A 19,237-nucleotide genomic window follows, 5' to 3' on the forward strand; every position below is an offset into this window, starting at 1 on the left:
TCATGCTTCTAGCATGTAACTTTCAATCTTGGCTATTAACTCGCTTTTACTCTTTGTTCTAAATTCACATATATGTTCTTCAGAATTTCTTATGGGCTTTCCACGGTTGTCATGCTTTATAGTCAGGAAGTCAACTACAAAATCTCCGAAGGGGTCTCCTTCTGGTTCCAATTTTGCATCAAAACAATGGCCAGTGCTTCTCCGCACTCCACCAATGAGTACGGAGTTGCTGTACCAGTCGGACGTCTTCTCTGTTAGCTCAACTTCGAACAGGTTGTTTATGGTTATTGTCCATCCGCTTGGCACACGAATGGCTTGAAGGTTGTATTCTAATTTTATTTTCATTTCACTTTTGCCATTGTTTTCCAAAGATTCGATACATGTGATTGCGCTCGTCACTATAGGTGGATGTTGCATGTTCTATATGTGGTGTCAACCCTTGGATGAGTGCCTATATTAAAGCTTAAATGGCCGATTAGAACGTGTCTGCGCTTCTTTCGTTATCTTCTCGAAACTTTAGATGCCCCAAAACAACTCTACCCATTTCTGGGGTATGTTTGGTCTTTTACCTGGTTTAAAAAGGGCTTCCGCACTCTTGTCAATGATTTCGCAGCGGCTTGAAGATGCTATATGCTGGGTTAAATATTTACAAGCTGGTAAAAGTCGATTCGTTTTGTAGGAAGATTCCAGTTTGGAAAGTTATGATGTCTCTAAAATTCAATATGGAAATTATAAGGTTGTAATTTAAGGCTTATGAGTCTTTCTCAGGTCTCTAGGTGTTTTAAGGTGTTTAAAGCAGCGGTGCATAGTTCGCTACAATCTTTTGCGCTGTTGGTTGAAATTGGTTGCTCCCAGTTAAGGTTTTTAATTGGAGAAACTTTAAAGTTTCCGGTTTCACAGAATTCAGGGTGCCAGCCGATATCAATAATCTGTTCGTGCGGGAAGGATGCTTGCAGTAAGTCTTCTTTTAAATCACCAATAACTTCCAGTATTTTAAGTGTATGGTCGATTTGAGATATGTCGTCGAGTGTGATTTTTCCACCACGCTCAATAATGTATTTGGAAATCATTGTTTGCTGCCTGAGTATCAATGAGCAGTGAGGGAAAATTATTGTCGATGCCGGTGATGGGCATGTATCGGTTCATGATGAAGCTCCTTGATCAAATGGAGCTGCCACTACTCGCTGTCAAACAAGATGGTTGGCAGCTGTACACGGGTTGACAGACCGAGGATCAAGGAGCCCAGCGCACGCAAAGTTGCCCCACGCACAGCCGCCATATAAAGGAACGACAGGCACAAAAAATGCCAGCTGTTCACATAGCGGCATTTGCATGCCTCGATCATATTCGGTCTGTCAAAACCGGTCACTGTTTTTGCAGCAACAATCAAAGGCTATCTCGCGACCATAGCAAAAACAAGCTGGCAGTATTCGACTCAGCTTGTAAGAAAAATCGCCCATAGAATATTTTTAGTCACTTGAATTTGTTTTCTCTAGTAATTCGGTTTTTATTAGTCTCGACAGTATCACGGGTGATAATTTAGGGGGTATGGTTATGGGTAGGTAACTTTCATGAGGCTCTGGTTATGTTTTTTTTGCTTCATAGCCTTTGGCAACTATTACTAATGCCGGGGTTGAGCTCCATGCCGAAATGAAGCTGTAGCTTTTTATGGTGTCATCAATGTCTTCGGTGTTGATGTTTTCAATGAGTATTTTTTTACTTTCTATTATTTCTGATATTTCCTCTCCCTCAGCTCCTAGACTTTGGAAGGCTATCAGGTTTTCAAATGTAATAGTCCAGTCTTGCTCTTTCCAGTCAGTAAAGTTAACTACTAGTATCCCTGGGGTACTTGTTATTTTTTTGACGGTTCCATCTGCTACAGAAAAAGAGTTCATCTTCTATGTTCCTGGATGCTTTTCTCCCGGTAGGAAACCTGTTCCATGCCCGGGTTGATAGTTATCTGGCTTCGCCTTTGAGATTAATCCCTGCCTTTTGGCTTGACCCCAGCTTAAGCCGGACGGCTTAAGCTCAATATGGTAATGCTCTCCATGGTGTCTAGCATTAAAGGGGCCTGGGTCTCCAGGGTGACTTTCGTATCTGATTCGTGTGTCAGCATTCGGCTCCCATACCATCCTCTGAGTCCCGTGCTGTGTTTGGGATACTTTTGGTTGTACTCCAAGGGCCTTAGTTAGTTCGTTGGGGTCATCTGGAAAATGAGTAAAAGGACTCGGCGGTTTTGGCGCTCCCTCATTTGTGGATGAACCCTTTGTGGTCGCGGGTGATTGCCCCGGTTGAGATCCTGTGGCTCCAGGGCAGTTATTCAACCCCAACGGATCCACCCACCCCGTAGGGTTAGGCACGTACTGGTAGTTGTTCAGCCCTCCGGCCAGCTTGATCGGATCCGGCGTCAAAAACCGTCCAGAGCTTGGATTGTAGTAGCGATGGCGGTTGTAGTGCAGCCCGGTTTCCGTATCGAAGTACTGCCCCTGGAAACGCAGCGGGTTGTCGATTTCGGAAACGTCCAGCGCCGCCAGATTGCCATACGCCCGGTACTTGGCCGACCACATGATTTCGCCGCTGTAGGCGGTTAACTCTTGCGGTGTCCCAAGGTGGTCGAGCTGGTAGTAGAACGGTGTGGCCTGGGCCGGGCCTTCGCCATCGAGCATGGCTAAGGGGCGGAAGGTGCCGGGTTCGTAGATGTAGCTGCGATAGCGGTTTTCACCGCTTTCGGCGATCAGCCGTTCGCCTTGCCATAGGAACTCGGTGGTGCGGCCGTCGACGGTTTTAGCGATACGGCGGCCGAAGGCATCGTACTTGTAAGTGGCGGTGCTGCCACCCGGCAGGCTGACGCCAATTAGCCGGTGCTGGCAGTCGTACTGGTATTCGGTGACCAGCTTCTGGCCCGCGCCGCGGCGTTCGCGGCTGAGGTTGCCGAAGGCGTCGTAGTCGTAGTGGCGGTCGCCCTGCATCAGCAGGCGGTTGCCTTTGACGTTGGCCAGGTTGGCGGCGGGTTGGTCGCCTTGGCCGAGCAGGTTACCGGCGGGGTCATGGGCGAAGCTTTCCGGGGTGGCGCCACGTACGTTGATCAGGCGATCCAGCGGGTCGTAGTGATAACGCAGGTTGCCCTTGCGGCTGTCGTCGATGCCGGCAAGGTTGCCGTTGGCGTCGTAGGCATAGGCACGGCGGTAGAGGTTGTGGTGCTGGCCGTGTTGTTGCTGGCTGACGCTGTGGGCCAGCAGGCGGCCTTGCTCGTCGTACTGATACTGGCTGAGCAGCAGGCCCTGTTGGCGTTGCTGTTCGCGGCCGGCGTTGAACTGGTGGCTGGTCAGGCGCGAACCGTTGAGGTCGATGCTGCTGAGCTGGCCGCCGGGTGCGTGGCGGTAGTCGAGCTTGCTGCCGTCGGGCAGGCGGCAATGGCTGAGCTGGCCGAGCTTGTCGTACTCGTAGCGCAGCGTGCCCCAGCCCTGGTGTTCGGTGATGAGACGGTCTTGCAGGTCGTATTCGTAGGCCAGCGGCCAGTGGCCGTCGTCGACATTCACCAGGCGCCCGAGGGCGTCGTAGCGGTAGTGGATCGCTTCGCCATCGGCCAGGGTTTTCACCAGCAGGCGGCCAGCGGCATCGCGCTGATATTCGGTGACCAGCTCGCTGCCGTTGTCGCCGAATTCGGTTTTCTTCAGCAGGTTGCCGTTGAGGTCATAGGCGTAGGCGGTGCTGCGCCCGTCAAAGCCGGTTTCCTGCTGGATCAGGCCGTTGGGGTAGTAGTCCAGGTGATACTGCTCGCCGCGCTCGTTCTCGATATCGGTGAGCAGCAGGCGCGCGTTGTCGTAGCGATAGCGCAGCTGGCTGCCGTCCGGGTTGATGCGGCGGCTGACCAAGTGCAGGTTGTCGGCGTATTCGTAGCGGGTGACGCGGCCCAGTTCGTCGCGCTCGGCGGTGACTTTGCCGTAGGCGTTGTAGCTGAAGGCGCGGGTCGCGCCGCCGGGCAGGGTGATCTGCACCAGGCGGTTGGCGGCGTCCCATTGGTACTGGGTGATGGCGCCGCTTTCGTCCTGGCGGGTGATTTGCCGGCCCAGGGCGTCGTAGCGGTACTTGCGCTGGCCGCCGTCGGGCAGGCGTTCTTCCAGCAATTGGCCGAGGCCGTTCCAGCCCAGTTGATGGCGGCTGCCGTCGGGATGGGTGATTTCCAGCAGGCGGCCCTGGCGGTCGTAGCGGTAGTGGGTTTCGTTGCCGTCGGGATCGGTCTGGCAGGTGATGTCGCCCTGACGGTTGCGCTGGTATCTCCAGCTGGCTTTGCCCCGGTGAACATCGCTGACAAAACCGCGGAAATATTCGTAGGACGTAGGCTCGTCTTCTGGCGGAATAACCGCGGTCAGCGATCCGGCTTCGTTGTAGCGATATTCGGTGACTGCGCCGAGCGGGTCTTTCTCTGCGATCAGGCGGCCTTTTTCGTCGTAGGCTTTTTGTGTTTCGGCGCCATCCGGGTCGGTCTGGCTGACCAGGCGTGCATTCTCGTCGTGCACGTATATTTGCTCGCTACCGTCGGCGTTGATGACGGTAACGGTGCCTTTGTCGTCCCACACATAACGCGCATCCATCTGCGAGAAATTCGCCCAGTGATGGATACAGCGAGACGATTTACCCGTGTTCTCCCACTCCCAGAAAAAGCTAGCGCCACCGGCCAGTTGGCGCTCCAGGATCACGTGCTGTTCGTTGTAGCGATAGCGTTCGCTTTCGCCCGCGGCATTGATGGCGCTGGTGAGTTGGCCCCGCTGGTTGTACTGATAGGTCACCAGGGTCTGTACGGTGACCCACGGCTCTTGACGCTCACCGCGCTCGTCGTATTCGGCGCGGCGTTGCTGATAGTCCACGGCGACGATAAGGCTGTCTTCATAGCGCAGGAATAAGGAGCGCCCGGCGCCGTTGTCGATGCGCTGGACGCGGTCGACCAGGTCGTAGCTGATATGCAACTGGTTGTCGTAGGCATCGCTGATGGTGGTCAGGCGGCCGCCGCGGAAGTGGAAAAAACGCGTCTGTTGACCGGCCTGGGTCAAGATCAGCTCACCCGGCGCATCGCCCAGATAGATGGCGGCCTTGGCCAGGCTATTGGTAATGGCCGGACGTTGCTCGGTGGGCATCGGGAAGCGGGTCTGACGGTTTTCACTGTCGGTCCATAGCACCCTGTCATCGTCCAGTTGCAAACGATGGGACAGCGAGTGGCTCCAGCCATAACCCAGGCGGCTGTCGACTTCCACTGCGCTGGTGCGATAGAGACGGGTCCATTCAAAGGGCAGCAGGCCATCGAGTTGGCCATCGGTCAGGGTCAACAGTTCTTCGCCGGTCACCATCGAGACGGGGCAGCCATTGGTGCAGGTTCCACCTGCACTGTCGGCGCTCTTACCGTCGTGGTTCCTAGACTGATGGGCCGCGTCGTCATGATGCCCGCTGCTTCCTACCGTGCTGTTCTTCTTGCCATCAAAACGCAGTTGCGCCACGCCTTTTTCCACCCGCGAGGCCACGCCGCGAGCGGCTACGGCGACGTACTTGCCCACATAACCCATGAAGCTCTTGATGATGTTGAACACGGCCTTCACGAAACCGGTGACCGCCTTGACGATGATCTGGCCGTATTTGGCCAGGCGCGCGGCAAGATAAAACAGCCCTGCGCCCTCGGCAGCCACAGTCAATACGATCGCGATGACGATATCGATCAGGATCCCGACAACAGCCGCCGAGGTCATTTTTGCTGCTTGGCCCGCGGCCTGGGTGGGGGGCAATCCCGCTACCCAGATGGAGGCGCAACGCACCATCAGAAAAAGGGCGGCCTCGTCGCTGGCGAGCAACATGGCCTTTTTCATGACGTCCGGCGCTTCCTTGGCCAGCTTGATCAATTCTTCGGCGCCGGCTCCCAGGTCCTCTGCAAACTTCTTGGGGTTCTGCAGGATATCCAGCGCTTTGGTGATGCCGTCCCAGACGCCTTTGATAGCTTCCCAGCCGCCTTCCAGAATGCCGCTACCAATCGCCATGGCCTGGGCCGATGCGCTCTGATTGGACCATTGGGGTTTGAAGCCTGCCCATTCCTTGCGCAGGAAACCTTCAAGGTCAGCGCTCAGGCCGTCGTAGGACTTGAACAGGGCATCGATTTGATCTTTGGTTACCTGGTCATGCACATGGATTTTATAGAGCTTGCCCTCTTTTCCCTGAAAGCTGCCTTTACCTTGTTCATTCAGGGTTATCGTGGATTTGGTACCGTCCTCGACAGCAATGATGTCGACCTTGATACCGCCGATGGGAATGTCATACACCGACTCGAATTTGCTCTCAATCAGCAGCGGGCCACCCGCCGGGCAACGGGCGACGAATGAGAAGTCATCGTCGTCCATGCTGACCGCTTTGCTGGAATTACCCGCCTTGATAATCCGCTCCATGCCCAGCAAGGAGGGCTTATCAGTCGCTCTGCTAGCCGCATCGAGGGGGGCCAGGTACCACTGTCCGATCTGCTCGCGGTACAGCGTCAGACTGCTCTTGAACGAGTTCAGTTGTTTTTCGATATCGGCAACGCGACCCATCATCCTTGCTCCAGAGTCAGGTGGTTAAGCAGTGCTTCATTAAGGGCTTTCGGGGAGTTCGGCTGACGAATGAAATGCGCGACCTTGTGGCGCAGCACAGCCTCCGGGAAAGCGTCGTACAGGTCTGGGCGTTCCTCGCTCAGCCATTGCATCAGGTTGTCGATCAGGGTGGTCGGGTCTTTCTTGGCCAGTTGATCGAGCAGGGGCTGTGGTACTTCCCACCACGGCCATTCCTTGACCCTCGGCACCGGGCGTACGCCGGTTTCCAGGGTTTGGCCATTGATCCAGTAGCGGTTGAAGACCGGCAGCACTTCACCAGCGTCTTCACCCAACCCCTCCAAAATCGGATAAATATGCCGCCCATCCCAAAACCTAAAAAACACCTCGGCGCCGCCCGGCATCTTTACCTGGGTCAGGCTGCGCAGGTGTTCGAACACCACTGCCGGTTCGCAGTGGGACACGGCGAGCCAGCCCCAGTCGTCGGCGTCGGTTTCGGCGATCCAGTCAAGGAAGGGGGAGGCCGGTTTGAGTTCGGCGAGGTAGGGCATCACCGGCTGCCAGTCGGCGTAGGGCGTGCCGCTCCAGAGGGCGGTCAGGCCGCTGGCGCCCTGGGTCTGGTAGAAGTCCTTGAGCGGGTTGGCGTCGCTGGCGTTGCTGATCACCAGGTACAGGCGCTCGTCGGGTTGCAGGGGCTGGCTAGCGAGCCAGGCCTGGGGTGTCAGGCGATCAGATGGCACAGGCACCGTCCTTGCACTTTTCGCACTCTTCGCAGAAAGGCGCGTTGCGCTTGAGGGTGTTGATTTGCGCCGGGGTCAGCAGGGCGCCGGCCTTGTCGGCGTCGGCTTGCTTCAGCACGCCGGGCATCAGTGGCGCGGCGCCGGAGCCGCTGCCCGGGCCGCCGCCGGAGTTGACCTTGACCTGCGGGCCGCTGATGGTCACGCCGCCGGCGTCGAGCTTGATAAAGCTGCCGCCGCCCTTGAGGGTCAGCTCGCTGCCGGCTTCCATCACGACCTTCACCCCGGCATTGAGGTGGATCTCCTGGCCGGCTTCGATGAACTGCCCGGTGCCGATCTTGATGTGCTGGTTGGCGCCGACGGTGAGGTGGTCGCTGGCGCGCGCTTCGACCTTGCGGTCGGCGTGCACGGTGTGGTGTTCCTCGGCCTTGAATTCGCTGTAGCTGTTGGCCTCGACCGTGTCGTGGCGTTCGTTGCCGACGCGGATCTTCTGGTCGTGCTCGACGTTCTCGTCCCAGTCGCGCTGGGCGTGCAGGAAGATCTGTTCCTGGCCTTTCTTGTCCTCGATGCGCAGCTCGTTGTAGCCACCGCCACCGGGGCTGCTCAGGGTCTTGAAGGTGCTGCGGGTCTTGTTTGTCGGCAGGTCGTAGGGGACGACGTTTTCCTTGTGGTACAGGCAGCCGCTGATCAGCGGCTGGTCGGGGTCGCCCTCAAGGAAGGTCACCAGCACTTCCATGCCGATCCGCGGGATGGCGATGCCGCCGTACTGGGCGCCGGCCCAGGCCGAGGACACCCGCAGCCAGCAGCTGGTCTTGTCGTCCGACTGGCCTTCGCGGTCCCAGTGGAACTGCACTTTGACCCGGCCGTACGAGTCGCAGTGGATCTCTTCGCCCTTGGGCCCGGTGACCACCGCGCTCTGGCTGCCGAGGATGCGCGGCTTGGGGTGCAGCAGCGGCGGCCGGTTGGGCACGTCCCAGGGCGTGGCCTGGAAGCGGTTGCGGTAGCCCTGGTGGAAGTCGTCCTTCAGGGCCGTGGTATCGCTGGTCACCGACTCTTCCAGGACCTGCGGCTGCTTGCCTTCGTGGACGATCTCGGTCAGCAGCCAGAGGTCGTTCCACTGCGCTTTCGGGTGTTCGCTCAGGGCCAGGAAATGCCCGCTGACCAGCAGCGGCTGATCGCTCTTGCCCTCGGCCAGGCGGTAGTCGCTGCGGTGGCGTTCCAGGGCGCGCTTGGCCAGGTGCTTGCCGCGTTCGCGATCGACGAAACGCCCTGGGTAGTCGTAATCCTCGAGGTCCGGCTTGAGCTCGCTCTTGGCGTCGCTCTCCAGGGTCAGGCGCGGTTTCTCGAAGTCGTAGTCGCGGCGCGTGGTGCGGCTGGTGCGGGCTTCCAGGCGCAGGTCGAAACGCTTGATCACCGGGTCGTTGGCGACCATGCCGGAGTCTTGCTGGTAGGCCACTGGCGCCAGTTTCGGGAACACCGTCTGGTCATCGCCGAAGACGATGGTGTGGCTGTCAGCGCTGTGCTGGAAGTGGTAGTGGATACCTTCTTCCTCGCACAGGCGCTGGATGAAATGCAGGTCCGATTCGTCGTACTGCACGCAGTAGTTGCGCTCGGGATAGATCGAACCCAGCTGGAACTGGTAGGCATTGCTTTGGATGCCGTGTTCTTCGAGGACCTGGCCGATGATTTTCGGCACCGTGAGGTTCTGGAAGATGCGTTGGTTGATGCGGTGCGCGAGGTAGGCCAGGTGCGGGCGGAGGGTCACCGAGTAGCGGGTCAGGCGCTTGCCGGAATCGCCCTGGGCGACGCGGTAGATCTGCCCGTGGATGCCGGTGCCGTTCAGCGCCAGCTGCAGGAAGGCCGGTTTGTGCAGCAGGCTTTCCAGGTCCAGGGCGGCCTGGACGCTGACCAGCTCGACCTCGAAGGCGAAGGGCTGGCTGATGGCTTCCCGTCCGGTGAAGGACAACACCTGGAGGTCGTTCTCCAGACCTTCGACGGTCAGGCTGAAGTGGGTCTGATTGGCCGGCGCGAACATCCCTTGTTCCTCGTGCAGTACTGCCGCGTGGGTCGACCCCGGGGCCGGGCGCCGACGAACGCAAGAAATCCCTTATGGCGTAAACAACATCGACCAGCAGAGCTGGCCGATGTTGGTGTAACGGTCGGCCGGACTTAGCCCGCGACCGGGGAACGCCAGTCGTCGGAACCGGAAGTACCGGAGACTTCGTGGGTCCAGGTGATTTTGCGGTAGGTGAAGTGCACGTCTTCCAGGTGGGTGAAGTGCGAGTTCGCCGGGTCCTGGCAGTTGTGCATGTAGTCTTTGATGTCGACGATGATCGCGTCTTCCAGGGTGGTGGTGTAGTAGTGCTCCTGGGTGCCGGCAGCGGAGGTGCGGTACCACTGGATTTCGATCTTGGTCAGACGCTCACCGGAGGTCAGGGCAGCCAGCAGCAGTGGCGAAGCCTTGTCGAAAACCTTGGTGATGACTACGGGTTTGTGCACGCGCTGGCCGGTTGGCTGGCCGGACTGCGGGTCACGCGGGATGATCACTTCGTGCTGGAAGCCCTGAACCATGACCTGGTCTTCGTGGCCTTCCTGGTAGGTGTTGCCAACGGAGTCAGCGGTGAAGGCACCGGCGGTGATCAGGCCTTGTTTGGTGCCGGTGATGGACATATACGCTGGTGTAGCCATGGATGCTCTCCTTGCTAAAAAATAAAGGTGCCCGGTGGGACGGATCGCCCGGTTGGGTGCCAAGTTGATATCAAGGAGCATGCCAGGAGTTGAAAGCGCCTTACGGAACAAGGGCTTCCGGCGTTTTCTGGCATCGTTGACGGTATTTCCAGCTCGAAAGCGCTTGAAAGTGCGCAACTTCTTGCGCAGTGCTGTGCAAGAAGTTGCGCACTTGGCTGCAGGTCCCGGTTTATCGAGCCCTTGGATAACTGTTCACAGAGTTATCCACAGAGGGGTGCGCAAGAAGTTGCGCATAGTGGCCATGGGCCTTGATCTTTAAGGCGTCGCAGATGCCGGCTGCGGTGCCGTGGTTGCCATCTGTGGCTCCCGGTAGCTGGAGGGGCTGAATACCCGGGTCAGCACCAGCATGGCCAGCACGCTCAGGACCAGTACCCACCAGGCGCTGATAAAGCTGCCGGTGAGCTGCCGCAGCCAGCCGGTCATCCACGGCGACACGGCATTGATCAGGAACCCCACCCCTTGCACGAAGGCCGCCAGCTGTCCGGCTTCCCGGGGATCGCGACGGTGGTCGAGGGTGAGGATCAGGCTCAGGGCGAAACAGGCGCCGAGGCCGAAGCCGATCAGCGCCACCCACAGCTGCGGGGCCTGCAGCGGCCACAACACCAGGCCGCTGAAGCCCAGGGCCTGGGCGCTCAGGCTGATGGCGAGCAATGGCCGGCGGTCGTTCTGGCGCTGCGCCAGGGCGGGCATTAACAGCGCGGCGGTGACCTGGAAGAGGGTCATGAACGCCAGCAGCGAACCGCTCTGGGTCGCGCTCCAGCCCAGTTGCAGGTAATAGGCCGGCAGCCAGGCGACCATGCTCATGTAGCCGCAATTGACCAGGCCGAAGTACAGCGCCAGCAACCAGGCCCGACGGTTGCGCCACAGGCTGATGGCGGGGGCGTCGAGGCGCTGCCCCGGCCCGGCGAAAGGCAGCAGCCACCACAGCAGCAGCGCCGCCAGCGCCGGCAACAGCCACACGCCGAGCCCGGCCTGCCAATGGGCGAAATGCGTGGCGACCTGCGGGCTGAGCAGCGCCGCGAGGCCGCCACCGCCCATCAGCGAGGCCGAATAAATGCCCATGGCCAAGGCCACCCGTTGCTGGAACTGGCGCTTGATCAGCGCCGGCACCAGTGCCTGGATCAAGGCCACGCCGGCACCGCCGAGCAGGGCCGTGGCGAGCAGGGCGCCGGCCTGGTCGCAGAGCAACCGCGCCAGGCAGGCGCAGAGGATCATCAACAGACCGAGGGCGACGCCGCGCCGTTCTCCCAGGCGGGCTTCCAGGCGCACCCCGAGCAATGCCACCAGGCCCATGCAGACCACCGGCAGGCTGGTGAGCCAGGCGCTGCTCTGGAAGCTCATGCCGGTGGCGCCACGAATCTCCATCAGCAGCGGGCTGATGGAGCTGATGATCGGCCGCAGGTTGAGCCCCAGGGCGATCAGCAGGGCCCAGCCGCCGAGGCGGCGCAGACGCGACTCAGCGAGCGGCATGGTGGGCCTGCCAGTCGCGGTAGATCTCGTGCATCGCCGCCTGCGGCAGGTGCTGCACCGGCAAGCGCTGCGCCGCCAGGGGCTGGGCCAGTTGTTCGTAGATCGTCGCCGTGGACAGGCCGAAGGGCGCGGCGCTGGCGTTGTCCGCGGCGAATACCGCGCGCGCCACACCGCACAGGTACATGGCGCTCAAACACATGGGGCAGGGCTGGCCGCTGGCATAGATCACGCAGCCGTCCAGGCGCGGCCCGAGCCGCTGGCTGGCGACCCGGATAGCCAGCAGCTCGGCGTGGGCGGTGGGGTCCTGGGTCAGGTGGATCTGGTTGACCGTCTCGGCCAGCACCTGGCCGTCGCGCACCAGCACCGCGCCGAACGGCCGGCCGCCGGCCGCGACGTTTTGCCGGGCCAGTTCGACGGCGCGTTGCAGGTACTCCTGATCGTCTTTCATGGGGGCTCCTTAAGGCATAAATCAGGACGCGCCGGCGTCCCGCAGCAGTTTGGCGATGGCGCTCTGGCCGCGCTTTTCCGCCTGTTGCAGGGGGCTCAGGCCATCGTTGTCCGGCAGGTTCAGGTTGGCGCCGGCGGCGATCAACTGGGCGACTATCTGCTGGTGCGCCGGGCCGCCATCGGCCAGCACAATGGCTTCCATCAGGCAGGTCCAGCCCAGGCGATTGACATGATCGAGGTCGACACCGGCCTCGATCAGCAGGCGCACGGTGTCGACATGCCCACGCTCGCAAGCCGGGATCAGCGCGGTGCCGCCGTAGCGGTTGGTGCTTTTCAGGTCGGCGCCGTGGGCCAGGGTCAGTTGCAGGATCGCATTACGTCCGCTGGCGCCGGCCAGCAGGTAAGGGCTGTCGTGGATCAGGTTCTTCTGGTTGACGTCGGCGCCAGCCTCGATCAGCGCCCGGGCAATCTCGACCTGGTTGGCGGCGGTGGCCAGCAGCAACGGGCTGCTGCCGTCCAGGCCGCGCACGTTGACGTCCACGCCTTGGCGAAGCAGCGCCTGGACCTTGGGCAACTGCCCGTCGCGGACCGCTTCGAGCAGCTCGTTATCCTTTGCCATCACCACCCCCACCATGAACAGACAGATCGCCAGGACCGCGTGTTTGCAAGACAGGTAACGCATGGCATCAGGCTCCCTGTGCGGTAAATGAGCGCCGAGTATGCTCAGGCCCTGATGTATTCTGAAATTAAATATAACCATGCCAATCAGTGGCATTCAGAATGGTGTCGCCATGTTCGATCCTGTGCTGCTGCGCAGTTTTGTCGCCGTCGTCGACTGCGCCAACTTCACCCGCGCCGCCGAGCGCCTGCACCTGACCCAGTCCACCGTCAGCCAGCAGGTGCGGCGGCTGGAGGAGAGCCTGGACTGCCAGTTGCTCGACCGCGACCAGCGCCGGGTGGTGGCCACCGCCGAGGGCGAGCGTCTGCTGGGCTACGCGCGACGGATCCTGGCCCTCAACGAAGAGGCCAGCGATGTCTTGCTGCATCAACAGAGCGAAGGCGTGTTGCGCCTCGGGGTGCCGGAAGACTTCGCCGCCGAGCGGCTGATGCCGTTGTTGTCGCGCTTCGGCCAGGACCATCCCGGCGTGCGCCTGGAGGTCACCAGCGGGCTGGGCCCGGAATTGACCCGGCTCTATCGACGCGGCGAATTCGACCTGTTGCTGGTCAAGCAGATGGGCGCCAGCGACGACTGCCTGGCGTCGTGGCCGGAGCCCCTGTGCTGGGTCGACAGCCGCGCCACCCCGGCCTTTGGCCGCGATCCGTTGCCGTTGGTGGCGTTCCCGGTGGGCGGTTTGTATCGCCATGAAATGTTGCACCACCTCGAGGTTGGCGGCTGGCGCTGGCGCATCGGTTACTCCAGCGCCAGCCTGGCCAGCGTCTGCTCGGCGGTGGCGGCGGGCCTGGGCATCAGCCTGCTGCCGGTGCGAGTGGTGGGCGCCGGGCACCGCGTGCTCGATGCCGCCAGCGGCTTGCCGGACATCCAGGGCGTGCGCCTGGCGTTATACGGCAGCAGCGGCTTGAGCCGGGCCGGCAAGGCCCTGGAAAGCCAGCTCCTGGCGCTGTGCGAGAGCCAGGTACTGAACGTCTGAACACCCTGTTCAGGGGCGCTTGAGATCCGCTTTATCGGGTGCGCCCTGATTCCTTTGATCGACGTTCGGTCGGTCTCTTTTATTTCGCCATTGCTGTCGCTCGCTGCGGTTTTGCCGCGGCGATGCGATGCCTTTGGCGAATATTTTCAATGCTCGCAAAGCATGGCTTTTTGACTCCTTCCCTGCAGCCCTTGATCCGCGCGGCCTGGCGCGAAATGACGGGTTTAAATATGCGTTTTTGATCTATCCATAACTTTAAAGATTACTTTCGGAGATAAGTGTCTGGCGCCAATCATTCAGCCCTCGACGCTGCTCCGGGGGAGTTCGCAGGTGTGGGTCGGGTTATTCGCAAAAGACTGTAGGGAGTTAATCAATGGGCAATGTCCAGACCGCCGCCAGTGCACATGAGGTGCTGTGGCGTCAGGCACCGAGCGGCGATCTGGTCGATCTCGGCCGGCCGCATCGCTTGCCGTTGGGCCAATTGCGTTTGCAGAAGGCTCCCAAGGCCGGGCTGCGGCGGCGCGAGGCGATTGCGCTCGGGGTGATCGCCCTGCTGTTGCACGGTGCGGTGATCTACTGGATCAACCAGCAGCCGACCCCGGTATTGCCGATCGTGCCGCCGGAAATTCCGCCGATGACTATCGAGTTTTCCCGGCCCGCGCCGCCGGTGGTCGAACCGCCGCCACCGCAGCCGGTACAGCCGGTGGTGGAGCCGCCACCGCCAGTGGAGGACGAACTGGCGGTCAAGCCGCCACCGCCCAAACCGGTGCCTAAACCCAAACTGCAGCCCAAACCAAAACCGGTGGCCAAGCCTGAGCCCAAGCCCGCGCCGAAACCGGTCCAGCAACAGCCCGCGCCGCCACAACCGGCCGCGCCTGTCGCCGCGCCGGCTCCGCCCGCGCCACCGGCCCCGGCGCCCGTGACCCCGGCTTCGGCGAATGCCGCGTACTTGAAGAACCCGGCGCCGGAATATCCGTCGCTGGCCCAGCGTCGCGGTTGGGAAGGCACGGTGCTGTTGCGGGTGCATGTACTGGCCAGCGGCAAGCCCGGCGAGATCCAGATTCAGAAAAGCAGCGGTCGCCAGCAGCTCGACGACGCGGCGTTATCGGCCGTCAAACGCTGGAGCTTCGTGCCGGCCAAGCAGGGTGATGTCGCCCAGGACGGCTGGGTCAGCGTACCCATCGATTTCAAGATTCATTGAGCCTGCGCCAGGTGCTGTGCCTGGTCGGTCGCTATCGCGAGCAAGCTCGCTCCTACAAGGTTATACAGAGGGAAAAGAACATGACGTTATTGGCATCTCCACTCGAATCCATCGAAAGCGCGGTGATCTGGCTGCTGGTGGTCTTTTCCGTGGCCACCTGGGGCCTGGCCCTGCTCAAGGGCGCGCAGTTCGCCCGCCTCAAGGCCCAGGATCGCAAGTTCCACAAACAGTTCTGGGCCGCCTCCAGCCTCGACTCGGCGGCCGAGCTCAGCGAAACCCAGCCCGGCGCCGCCGCTCGTGTGGCCCAGGCCGGCTACGCGGCGATCCAGGTCGGCGACACAGCACATGCGGCGGACCTGAGCCAGGCCATCAATCATCAGGACCGCCTGGAGCGCGCCCTGCGCCAGCAGATCGTCCGTGAGCGGCGTTCCCTGGAAACCGGCCTGGCGGTGGTCGCCAGTATCGGCAGCACCTCGCCCTTCATCGGTCTGTTCGGCACCGTGTGGGGGATCATGGAAGCCCTGAAAGGCATCAGCGCGGCGGGCTCGGCGAGCCTGGAAACCGTGGCCGGGCCAATCGGCGCGGCACTGGTCGCCACTGGCGTGGGGATCGCCGTCGCGGTGCCGGCGGTGCTGGTTTACAACTATTTCCTGCGGCGCCTGAAGCTGACCGCCGCCGACCTCGACGACTTCGCCCATGACTTCTACAGCCTGGCGCAGAAGAGTTCGTTCCGCGTGCTGATCCACCCGACCGCGCACAAGGCCGCGGCCCAGGGCAGCGCGCAGAAAGTGAAGGAGGCGTCCTGACATGGCCTTCTCGACCCAGGACAGCGATGAGGTACTGAGCGAGATCAACGTCACGCCGCTGGTGGACGTGATGCTGGTACTGCTGGTGGTGTTCATCGTCACCGCGCCACTGTTGACCAACGCGATTCCGATCAACCTGCCCAAGACCGAGGCCGTGGCCCCGGTGGAGCAGAAGGACCCGCTGGTGGTGAGCATCGACGGCGCCGGCAAACTCTTTATCAACAAGGACGAGATCCAGCCGGACCTTTTGGAAACCAATCTTCAGGCGGCCAAGGCCAAGGACCCGGAAGTGCGCGTGCAGCTGCAGGCGGACGACGGCGTCAACTACGGCGAAGTGGCCCGTGCCATGGCCTCCATCGAGCGTGCCGGTATCACCAAGCTGTCGGTGATCACCGCCCGCTGACCCAGTGTTGTAAGCCACGACTTTTCAGGCCGTCTCCTTGGCAGGGTGCGGCCTTTTTTTTGCCTGCGATTTGGCTCGGGGCGCTGGCCTGGACCGACGCCATCGCGAGCAAGCTCGCTCCTACAAAAGCCGGCGGGCGCCACGAGCCTGTAGGAGCGAGCTTGCTCGCGATGCAGACACTGCGGTTTGCCGGCCTGAACGCCAGCGTTCGTACAGGATCGGTACAGGCGACATTTGATATTCTTTATGGGTCTTAATAAATAGCTTCTTATTCCTTAACGAATATAACTCTCGTCCCTATACTCGATCGGGAACAGACACGCAGGAGAGCTCCCCATGCGCAACGAATCAATTCGCTACCTGATTGTGCCGGGCTGGCAAGGATCGCCAGAAGATCATTGGCAAAGCCACTGGCAGAACAGCCTGCCGAACAGTGCGCGGGTGGAGCAGGCCGACTGGCTGACGCCGCGGCGCGAAGACTGGGTCGCGGCGCTGGCCGAGGCGATTGCCGCCGACAGCACCCCGGTGATCCTGATCGCCCACAGCCTGGGCTGCATCACCGTCGCGCACTGGGCCGCCCATGCGCCGGTCAGTGCCTTGCGCCAGGTGCGCGGCGCGTTGCTGGTGGCGCCGGCGGATGTCGAACGTCCGGCCTGCGCGCCGGCGCTGCGCAATTTCGCGCCGATTCCCAGCGACCTGTTGCCGTTCCCGAGCCAGATAGTCAGCTCCGACAACGACAGCGCTATCAGTGCGCCACGTGCCCTGGAGCTGGCCCGCAACTGGGGCGCCGAGGCGGGGATCCTGTCCGGTGCCGGGCATATCAACGTCAAGTCCGGGCACCAGCGCTGGGAGCAGGGTTTCGCGTATCTCTATCGCCTGCAAAACCGCATGGAACAGCATTCCCTGCGCCGCGCCTGATTTTTTCTTTTTGTTAAACGCCCCCGCCTGCCAGCGGATTTGGGCGGGAGTCTGCCATGAGTCTGCATGAGTCTTTCGGCCAGCCGCTGCTGACCTTTCCCGATGCTGAAAAAAGCCCGCTGAGCATCCGCGCCAAGGCGCTGGTGTTCGTCGATCCCCGTTCGCGGCAGTTGCGCCAGGAGCTGGAACAGCTGGCACCGCGGGCGATCTCGGTGTTGATCCGCGGTGAAACCGGTAGCGGCAAGGAGCTGCTGGCCCGGCACATCCACCGCGCCAGCGACCGCAGCGGCCTGTTCGTGTCGGTCAACTGCGGGGCCATCAGCCCTACCTACGCCGACGCCGAACTGTTCGGCTACGCCGCCGGCACCTTCAGCGGTTCGGCCAGCAGCCGCGCCGGCTGGTTCGGCTCGGCCAACGGCGGCACCCTGTACCTGGACGAGATCGGCGACTTGCCGTTGCCGATCCAGATCAAGCTGCTGTCGGCCCTGGAAAACCATGAGGTGACCCGGGTCGGCGCCCATCAGCCGAGCCCGGTGGACGTGCGCCTGGTGGCGGCCACCAGCATCGACCTGGCCCAGGCGGTGGCGGCGGGCAAGTTCCATGAGCGGCTGTATCACTACCTCGGCGAGGGCCACCTGGAGCTGCCGGCGCTGCGCGAGCGGGTCGGCGACATCCTGTCGTTGGCCGAATATTTCCTCGGCATCTACAGCCAGCGCCTGGACCTGCCGGTGCCGCTGATCAGCGAAGCCGCCCAGCAGGTACTGGAGCAGCACAGCTGGCCGGGCAACACCCGCGAGCTGGAGAACGTCATTCACTTTGCCCTGCTGGTCAGCAGTGGCGAGGAGATCCTGCCGGAGCACCTGAACCTGCCGCCGCAGCTGTCGCGGCTGGAGCTGGTGGATCAACAGTTGAAGGGTCTGATCGCGGACGGTTCCGCCGCCGAGTTGCAGGCGCTGAAACACCTGCTCAAGCAACACGGCGTGATCTGAAGCCCCCTCCCATTCCTGATTCGTGCAGCGGGCAGCTTTCTGTAGCCGCTGCCGCAGGCTGCGATCGGCTGCGCAGCGGCCGCCCATACGACTGCGCAATCCCTTTGAAGGCAGCCTGAAAACCTGGCGAGCGCTTCGCGGTCGATCGCAGCCTGCGGCAGCGGCTACAGGGGCATGCACAGCGTCTCAGATGCGGGCTAGAGCGGCCCGATTGTGTATGAACAAAATGGAATATCAACGTGAATAAAAGATATTGTTAAGGCATAAAAAATCCCGGTATTGTCCGCTCCACGCCAGAGATAGCACTTCGCTGGCACCTTCATTACAAAAGCCGTCGTCACTGACGACTCATAAGGACACTGCATGAAAAAGGTTCTGTTGTTCACCGCACTGGCGGCTGCCCTGACTGCCGGTCTGGCCCAGGCTGGCGAGAAACTGGTGGTGGCGGCCACGCCGGTGCCGCACGCCGAGATCCTCGAGCTGATCAAGCCGACCCTGGCCAAGGAAGGCGTGGACCTGGAAATCAAAGTTTTCACCGACTACGTGCAGCCGAACGTGCAGGTCGATCAGAAGCGTCTGGACGCCAATTACTTCCAGACCCTGCCGTACCTGAAGAGCTTCAACGAAGGCAAAGGCACTAACCTGGTGACCGTGGTTGGCGTGCACGTCGAACCGTTCGGCGGCTACTCGAAGAAAGTCAAAACCCTGGCCGAGCTGAAAGACGGCGCGACCATCGCCATTCCGAACGAAGGCAGCAACAGCGGCCGGGCCCTGATCCTGCTGCAGAAGGCCGGCCTGATCGAGCTCAAGGACCCGAAAAACGCCCTGGCGACCCCGAAAGACATCGCCAAGAACCCGCACAACTTCAAGTTCAAGGAACTGGAGTCGGCCCTGCTGCCGCGCGTGCTGGACCAGGTCGACCTGGACATGATCAACACCAACTACGCCCTGGAAGCCGGCCTGAACCCGGCCAAGGACGCGCTGGTGATCGAGGGTGCCGATTCGCCTTACGTGAACTTCCTGGTGTCCCGCCCGGACAACAAGGACAGCGCCGCCATCCAGAAACTGGCCAAGGCCCTGACCAGCCCGCAAGTGAAAGAATTCATCGAGAAGAAATATAGCGGCGCGGTACTGCCGGCGTTCTGATGAACTACGCTTAAGTCGTACAAACCCCTTCAAGGTTTAAACGCCGATGGCTTCTACAGCGTCGGCGTTTTTTATTGCCCGCGTTACGCCCCCGCAAGAACGACTTCCCCTTGCTTCTGTAGGAGCCAAGCGTGCTCGCGATCCAGGCGCTGCGGCGTAT

17 protein-coding genes are annotated in these 19,237 nt (G+C 61.1%); 7 read left to right on the forward strand and 10 right to left on the reverse strand.

Translation table 11 applies throughout. The annotated features are described in order from the left end of the window. The 10 genes from BMY68_RS29740 to BMY68_RS25305 form a co-directional block, all read right to left on the reverse strand. The gene (locus BMY68_RS29740; protein ID WP_139214907.1) at window positions 1-345 is read right to left on the reverse strand and encodes a hypothetical protein; all 345 of its coding nucleotides are present in this window, start codon (window positions 343-345) and stop codon (window positions 1-3) included. Between the two features lie 419 nt (window positions 346-764). Continuing rightward, on the reverse strand, window positions 765-1,070 hold the full coding sequence (locus tag BMY68_RS25270; RefSeq protein ID WP_085533321.1) for a hypothetical protein: 306 nt from the start codon (window positions 1,068-1,070) through the stop codon (window positions 765-767). Between the two features lie 513 nt (window positions 1,071-1,583). Next, a complete protein-coding gene (locus BMY68_RS29745; RefSeq protein ID WP_139214908.1) occupies window positions 1,584-1,895 on the reverse strand; it encodes a hypothetical protein in 312 nt (103 codons plus the stop codon). Between the two features lie 3 nt (window positions 1,896-1,898). After that, window positions 1,899-6,566 carry an RHS repeat-associated core domain-containing protein gene (locus tag BMY68_RS25275; protein ID WP_085533323.1) on the reverse strand — a complete coding sequence of 1,556 codons (4,668 nt, stop codon included), beginning with the start codon at window positions 6,564-6,566 and terminating at the stop codon, window positions 1,899-1,901. Beyond that, window positions 6,566-7,303 carry a DUF4123 domain-containing protein gene (locus BMY68_RS25280; protein WP_085533324.1) on the reverse strand — a complete coding sequence of 246 codons (738 nt, stop codon included), beginning with the start codon at window positions 7,301-7,303 and terminating at the stop codon, window positions 6,566-6,568. Before BMY68_RS25280 ends, BMY68_RS25275 begins: the two co-directional genes overlap by 1 nt. Beyond that, window positions 7,293-9,335, reverse strand: coding sequence for a type VI secretion system Vgr family protein (tssI, locus tag BMY68_RS25285; protein ID WP_085533326.1), 2,043 nt, complete (start codon window positions 9,333-9,335; stop codon window positions 7,293-7,295). The genes BMY68_RS25280 and tssI overlap by 11 nt, the downstream gene beginning before the upstream one ends. Window positions 9,336-9,469: 134 nt before the next feature. Further along, complete coding sequence (locus BMY68_RS25290) at window positions 9,470-9,988, reverse strand: Hcp family type VI secretion system effector (protein ID WP_009041653.1); 519 nt, start codon at window positions 9,986-9,988, stop codon at window positions 9,470-9,472. A gap of 315 nt (window positions 9,989-10,303) precedes the next feature. After that, window positions 10,304-11,518, reverse strand: coding sequence for a CynX/NimT family MFS transporter (locus tag BMY68_RS25295; protein ID WP_085533328.1), 1,215 nt, complete (start codon window positions 11,516-11,518; stop codon window positions 10,304-10,306). Next, on the reverse strand, window positions 11,505-11,966 hold the full coding sequence (locus BMY68_RS25300) for a nucleoside deaminase (protein WP_085533330.1): 462 nt from the start codon (window positions 11,964-11,966) through the stop codon (window positions 11,505-11,507). The genes BMY68_RS25295 and BMY68_RS25300 overlap by 14 nt, the downstream gene beginning before the upstream one ends. 21 nt (window positions 11,967-11,987) lie before the next feature. Beyond that, a complete protein-coding gene (locus BMY68_RS25305; protein WP_085533332.1) occupies window positions 11,988-12,647 on the reverse strand; it encodes an ankyrin repeat domain-containing protein in 660 nt (219 codons plus the stop codon). 109 nt (window positions 12,648-12,756) lie between these two features. Between BMY68_RS25305 and BMY68_RS25310 the strand changes: the two genes are divergently transcribed. From BMY68_RS25310 to BMY68_RS25340, 7 genes are all read left to right on the forward strand, one after another. Then, window positions 12,757-13,614 carry a LysR family transcriptional regulator gene (locus BMY68_RS25310; RefSeq protein ID WP_085533777.1) on the forward strand — a complete coding sequence of 286 codons (858 nt, stop codon included), beginning with the start codon at window positions 12,757-12,759 and terminating at the stop codon, window positions 13,612-13,614. A gap of 373 nt (window positions 13,615-13,987) precedes the next feature. Further along, window positions 13,988-14,815, forward strand: a complete 828-nt coding sequence (locus BMY68_RS25315) for an energy transducer TonB (RefSeq protein WP_085533333.1) — start codon at window positions 13,988-13,990, stop codon at window positions 14,813-14,815. Between the two features lie 80 nt (window positions 14,816-14,895). Further along, the gene (locus BMY68_RS25320) at window positions 14,896-15,621 is read left to right on the forward strand and encodes a MotA/TolQ/ExbB proton channel family protein (protein WP_037034110.1); all 726 of its coding nucleotides are present in this window, start codon (window positions 14,896-14,898) and stop codon (window positions 15,619-15,621) included. Between the two features lies 1 nt (window position 15,622). Continuing rightward, window positions 15,623-16,024 (forward strand): ExbD/TolR family protein, encoded by a 402-nt coding sequence (locus tag BMY68_RS25325; RefSeq protein WP_009041659.1) that lies wholly within the window; start codon window positions 15,623-15,625, stop codon window positions 16,022-16,024. A gap of 336 nt (window positions 16,025-16,360) precedes the next feature. After that, a complete protein-coding gene (locus BMY68_RS25330; protein ID WP_085533335.1) occupies window positions 16,361-16,942 on the forward strand; it encodes an alpha/beta hydrolase in 582 nt (193 codons plus the stop codon). A 56-nt stretch (window positions 16,943-16,998) separates the two neighbouring features. Next, window positions 16,999-17,931, forward strand: a complete 933-nt coding sequence (locus BMY68_RS25335) for a sigma 54-interacting transcriptional regulator (protein WP_009041661.1) — start codon at window positions 16,999-17,001, stop codon at window positions 17,929-17,931. Window positions 17,932-18,294: 363 nt separating this feature from the next. After that, window positions 18,295-19,077 (forward strand): MetQ/NlpA family ABC transporter substrate-binding protein, encoded by a 783-nt coding sequence (locus tag BMY68_RS25340; protein WP_085533337.1) that lies wholly within the window; start codon window positions 18,295-18,297, stop codon window positions 19,075-19,077. Window positions 19,078-19,237: the final 160 nt, after the last annotated feature.

It is taken from the genome of Pseudomonas sp. NFACC41-3 (assembly GCF_900109505.1).
GTDB classification, from domain to species: domain Bacteria; phylum Pseudomonadota; class Gammaproteobacteria; order Pseudomonadales; family Pseudomonadaceae; genus Aquipseudomonas; species Aquipseudomonas chlororaphis.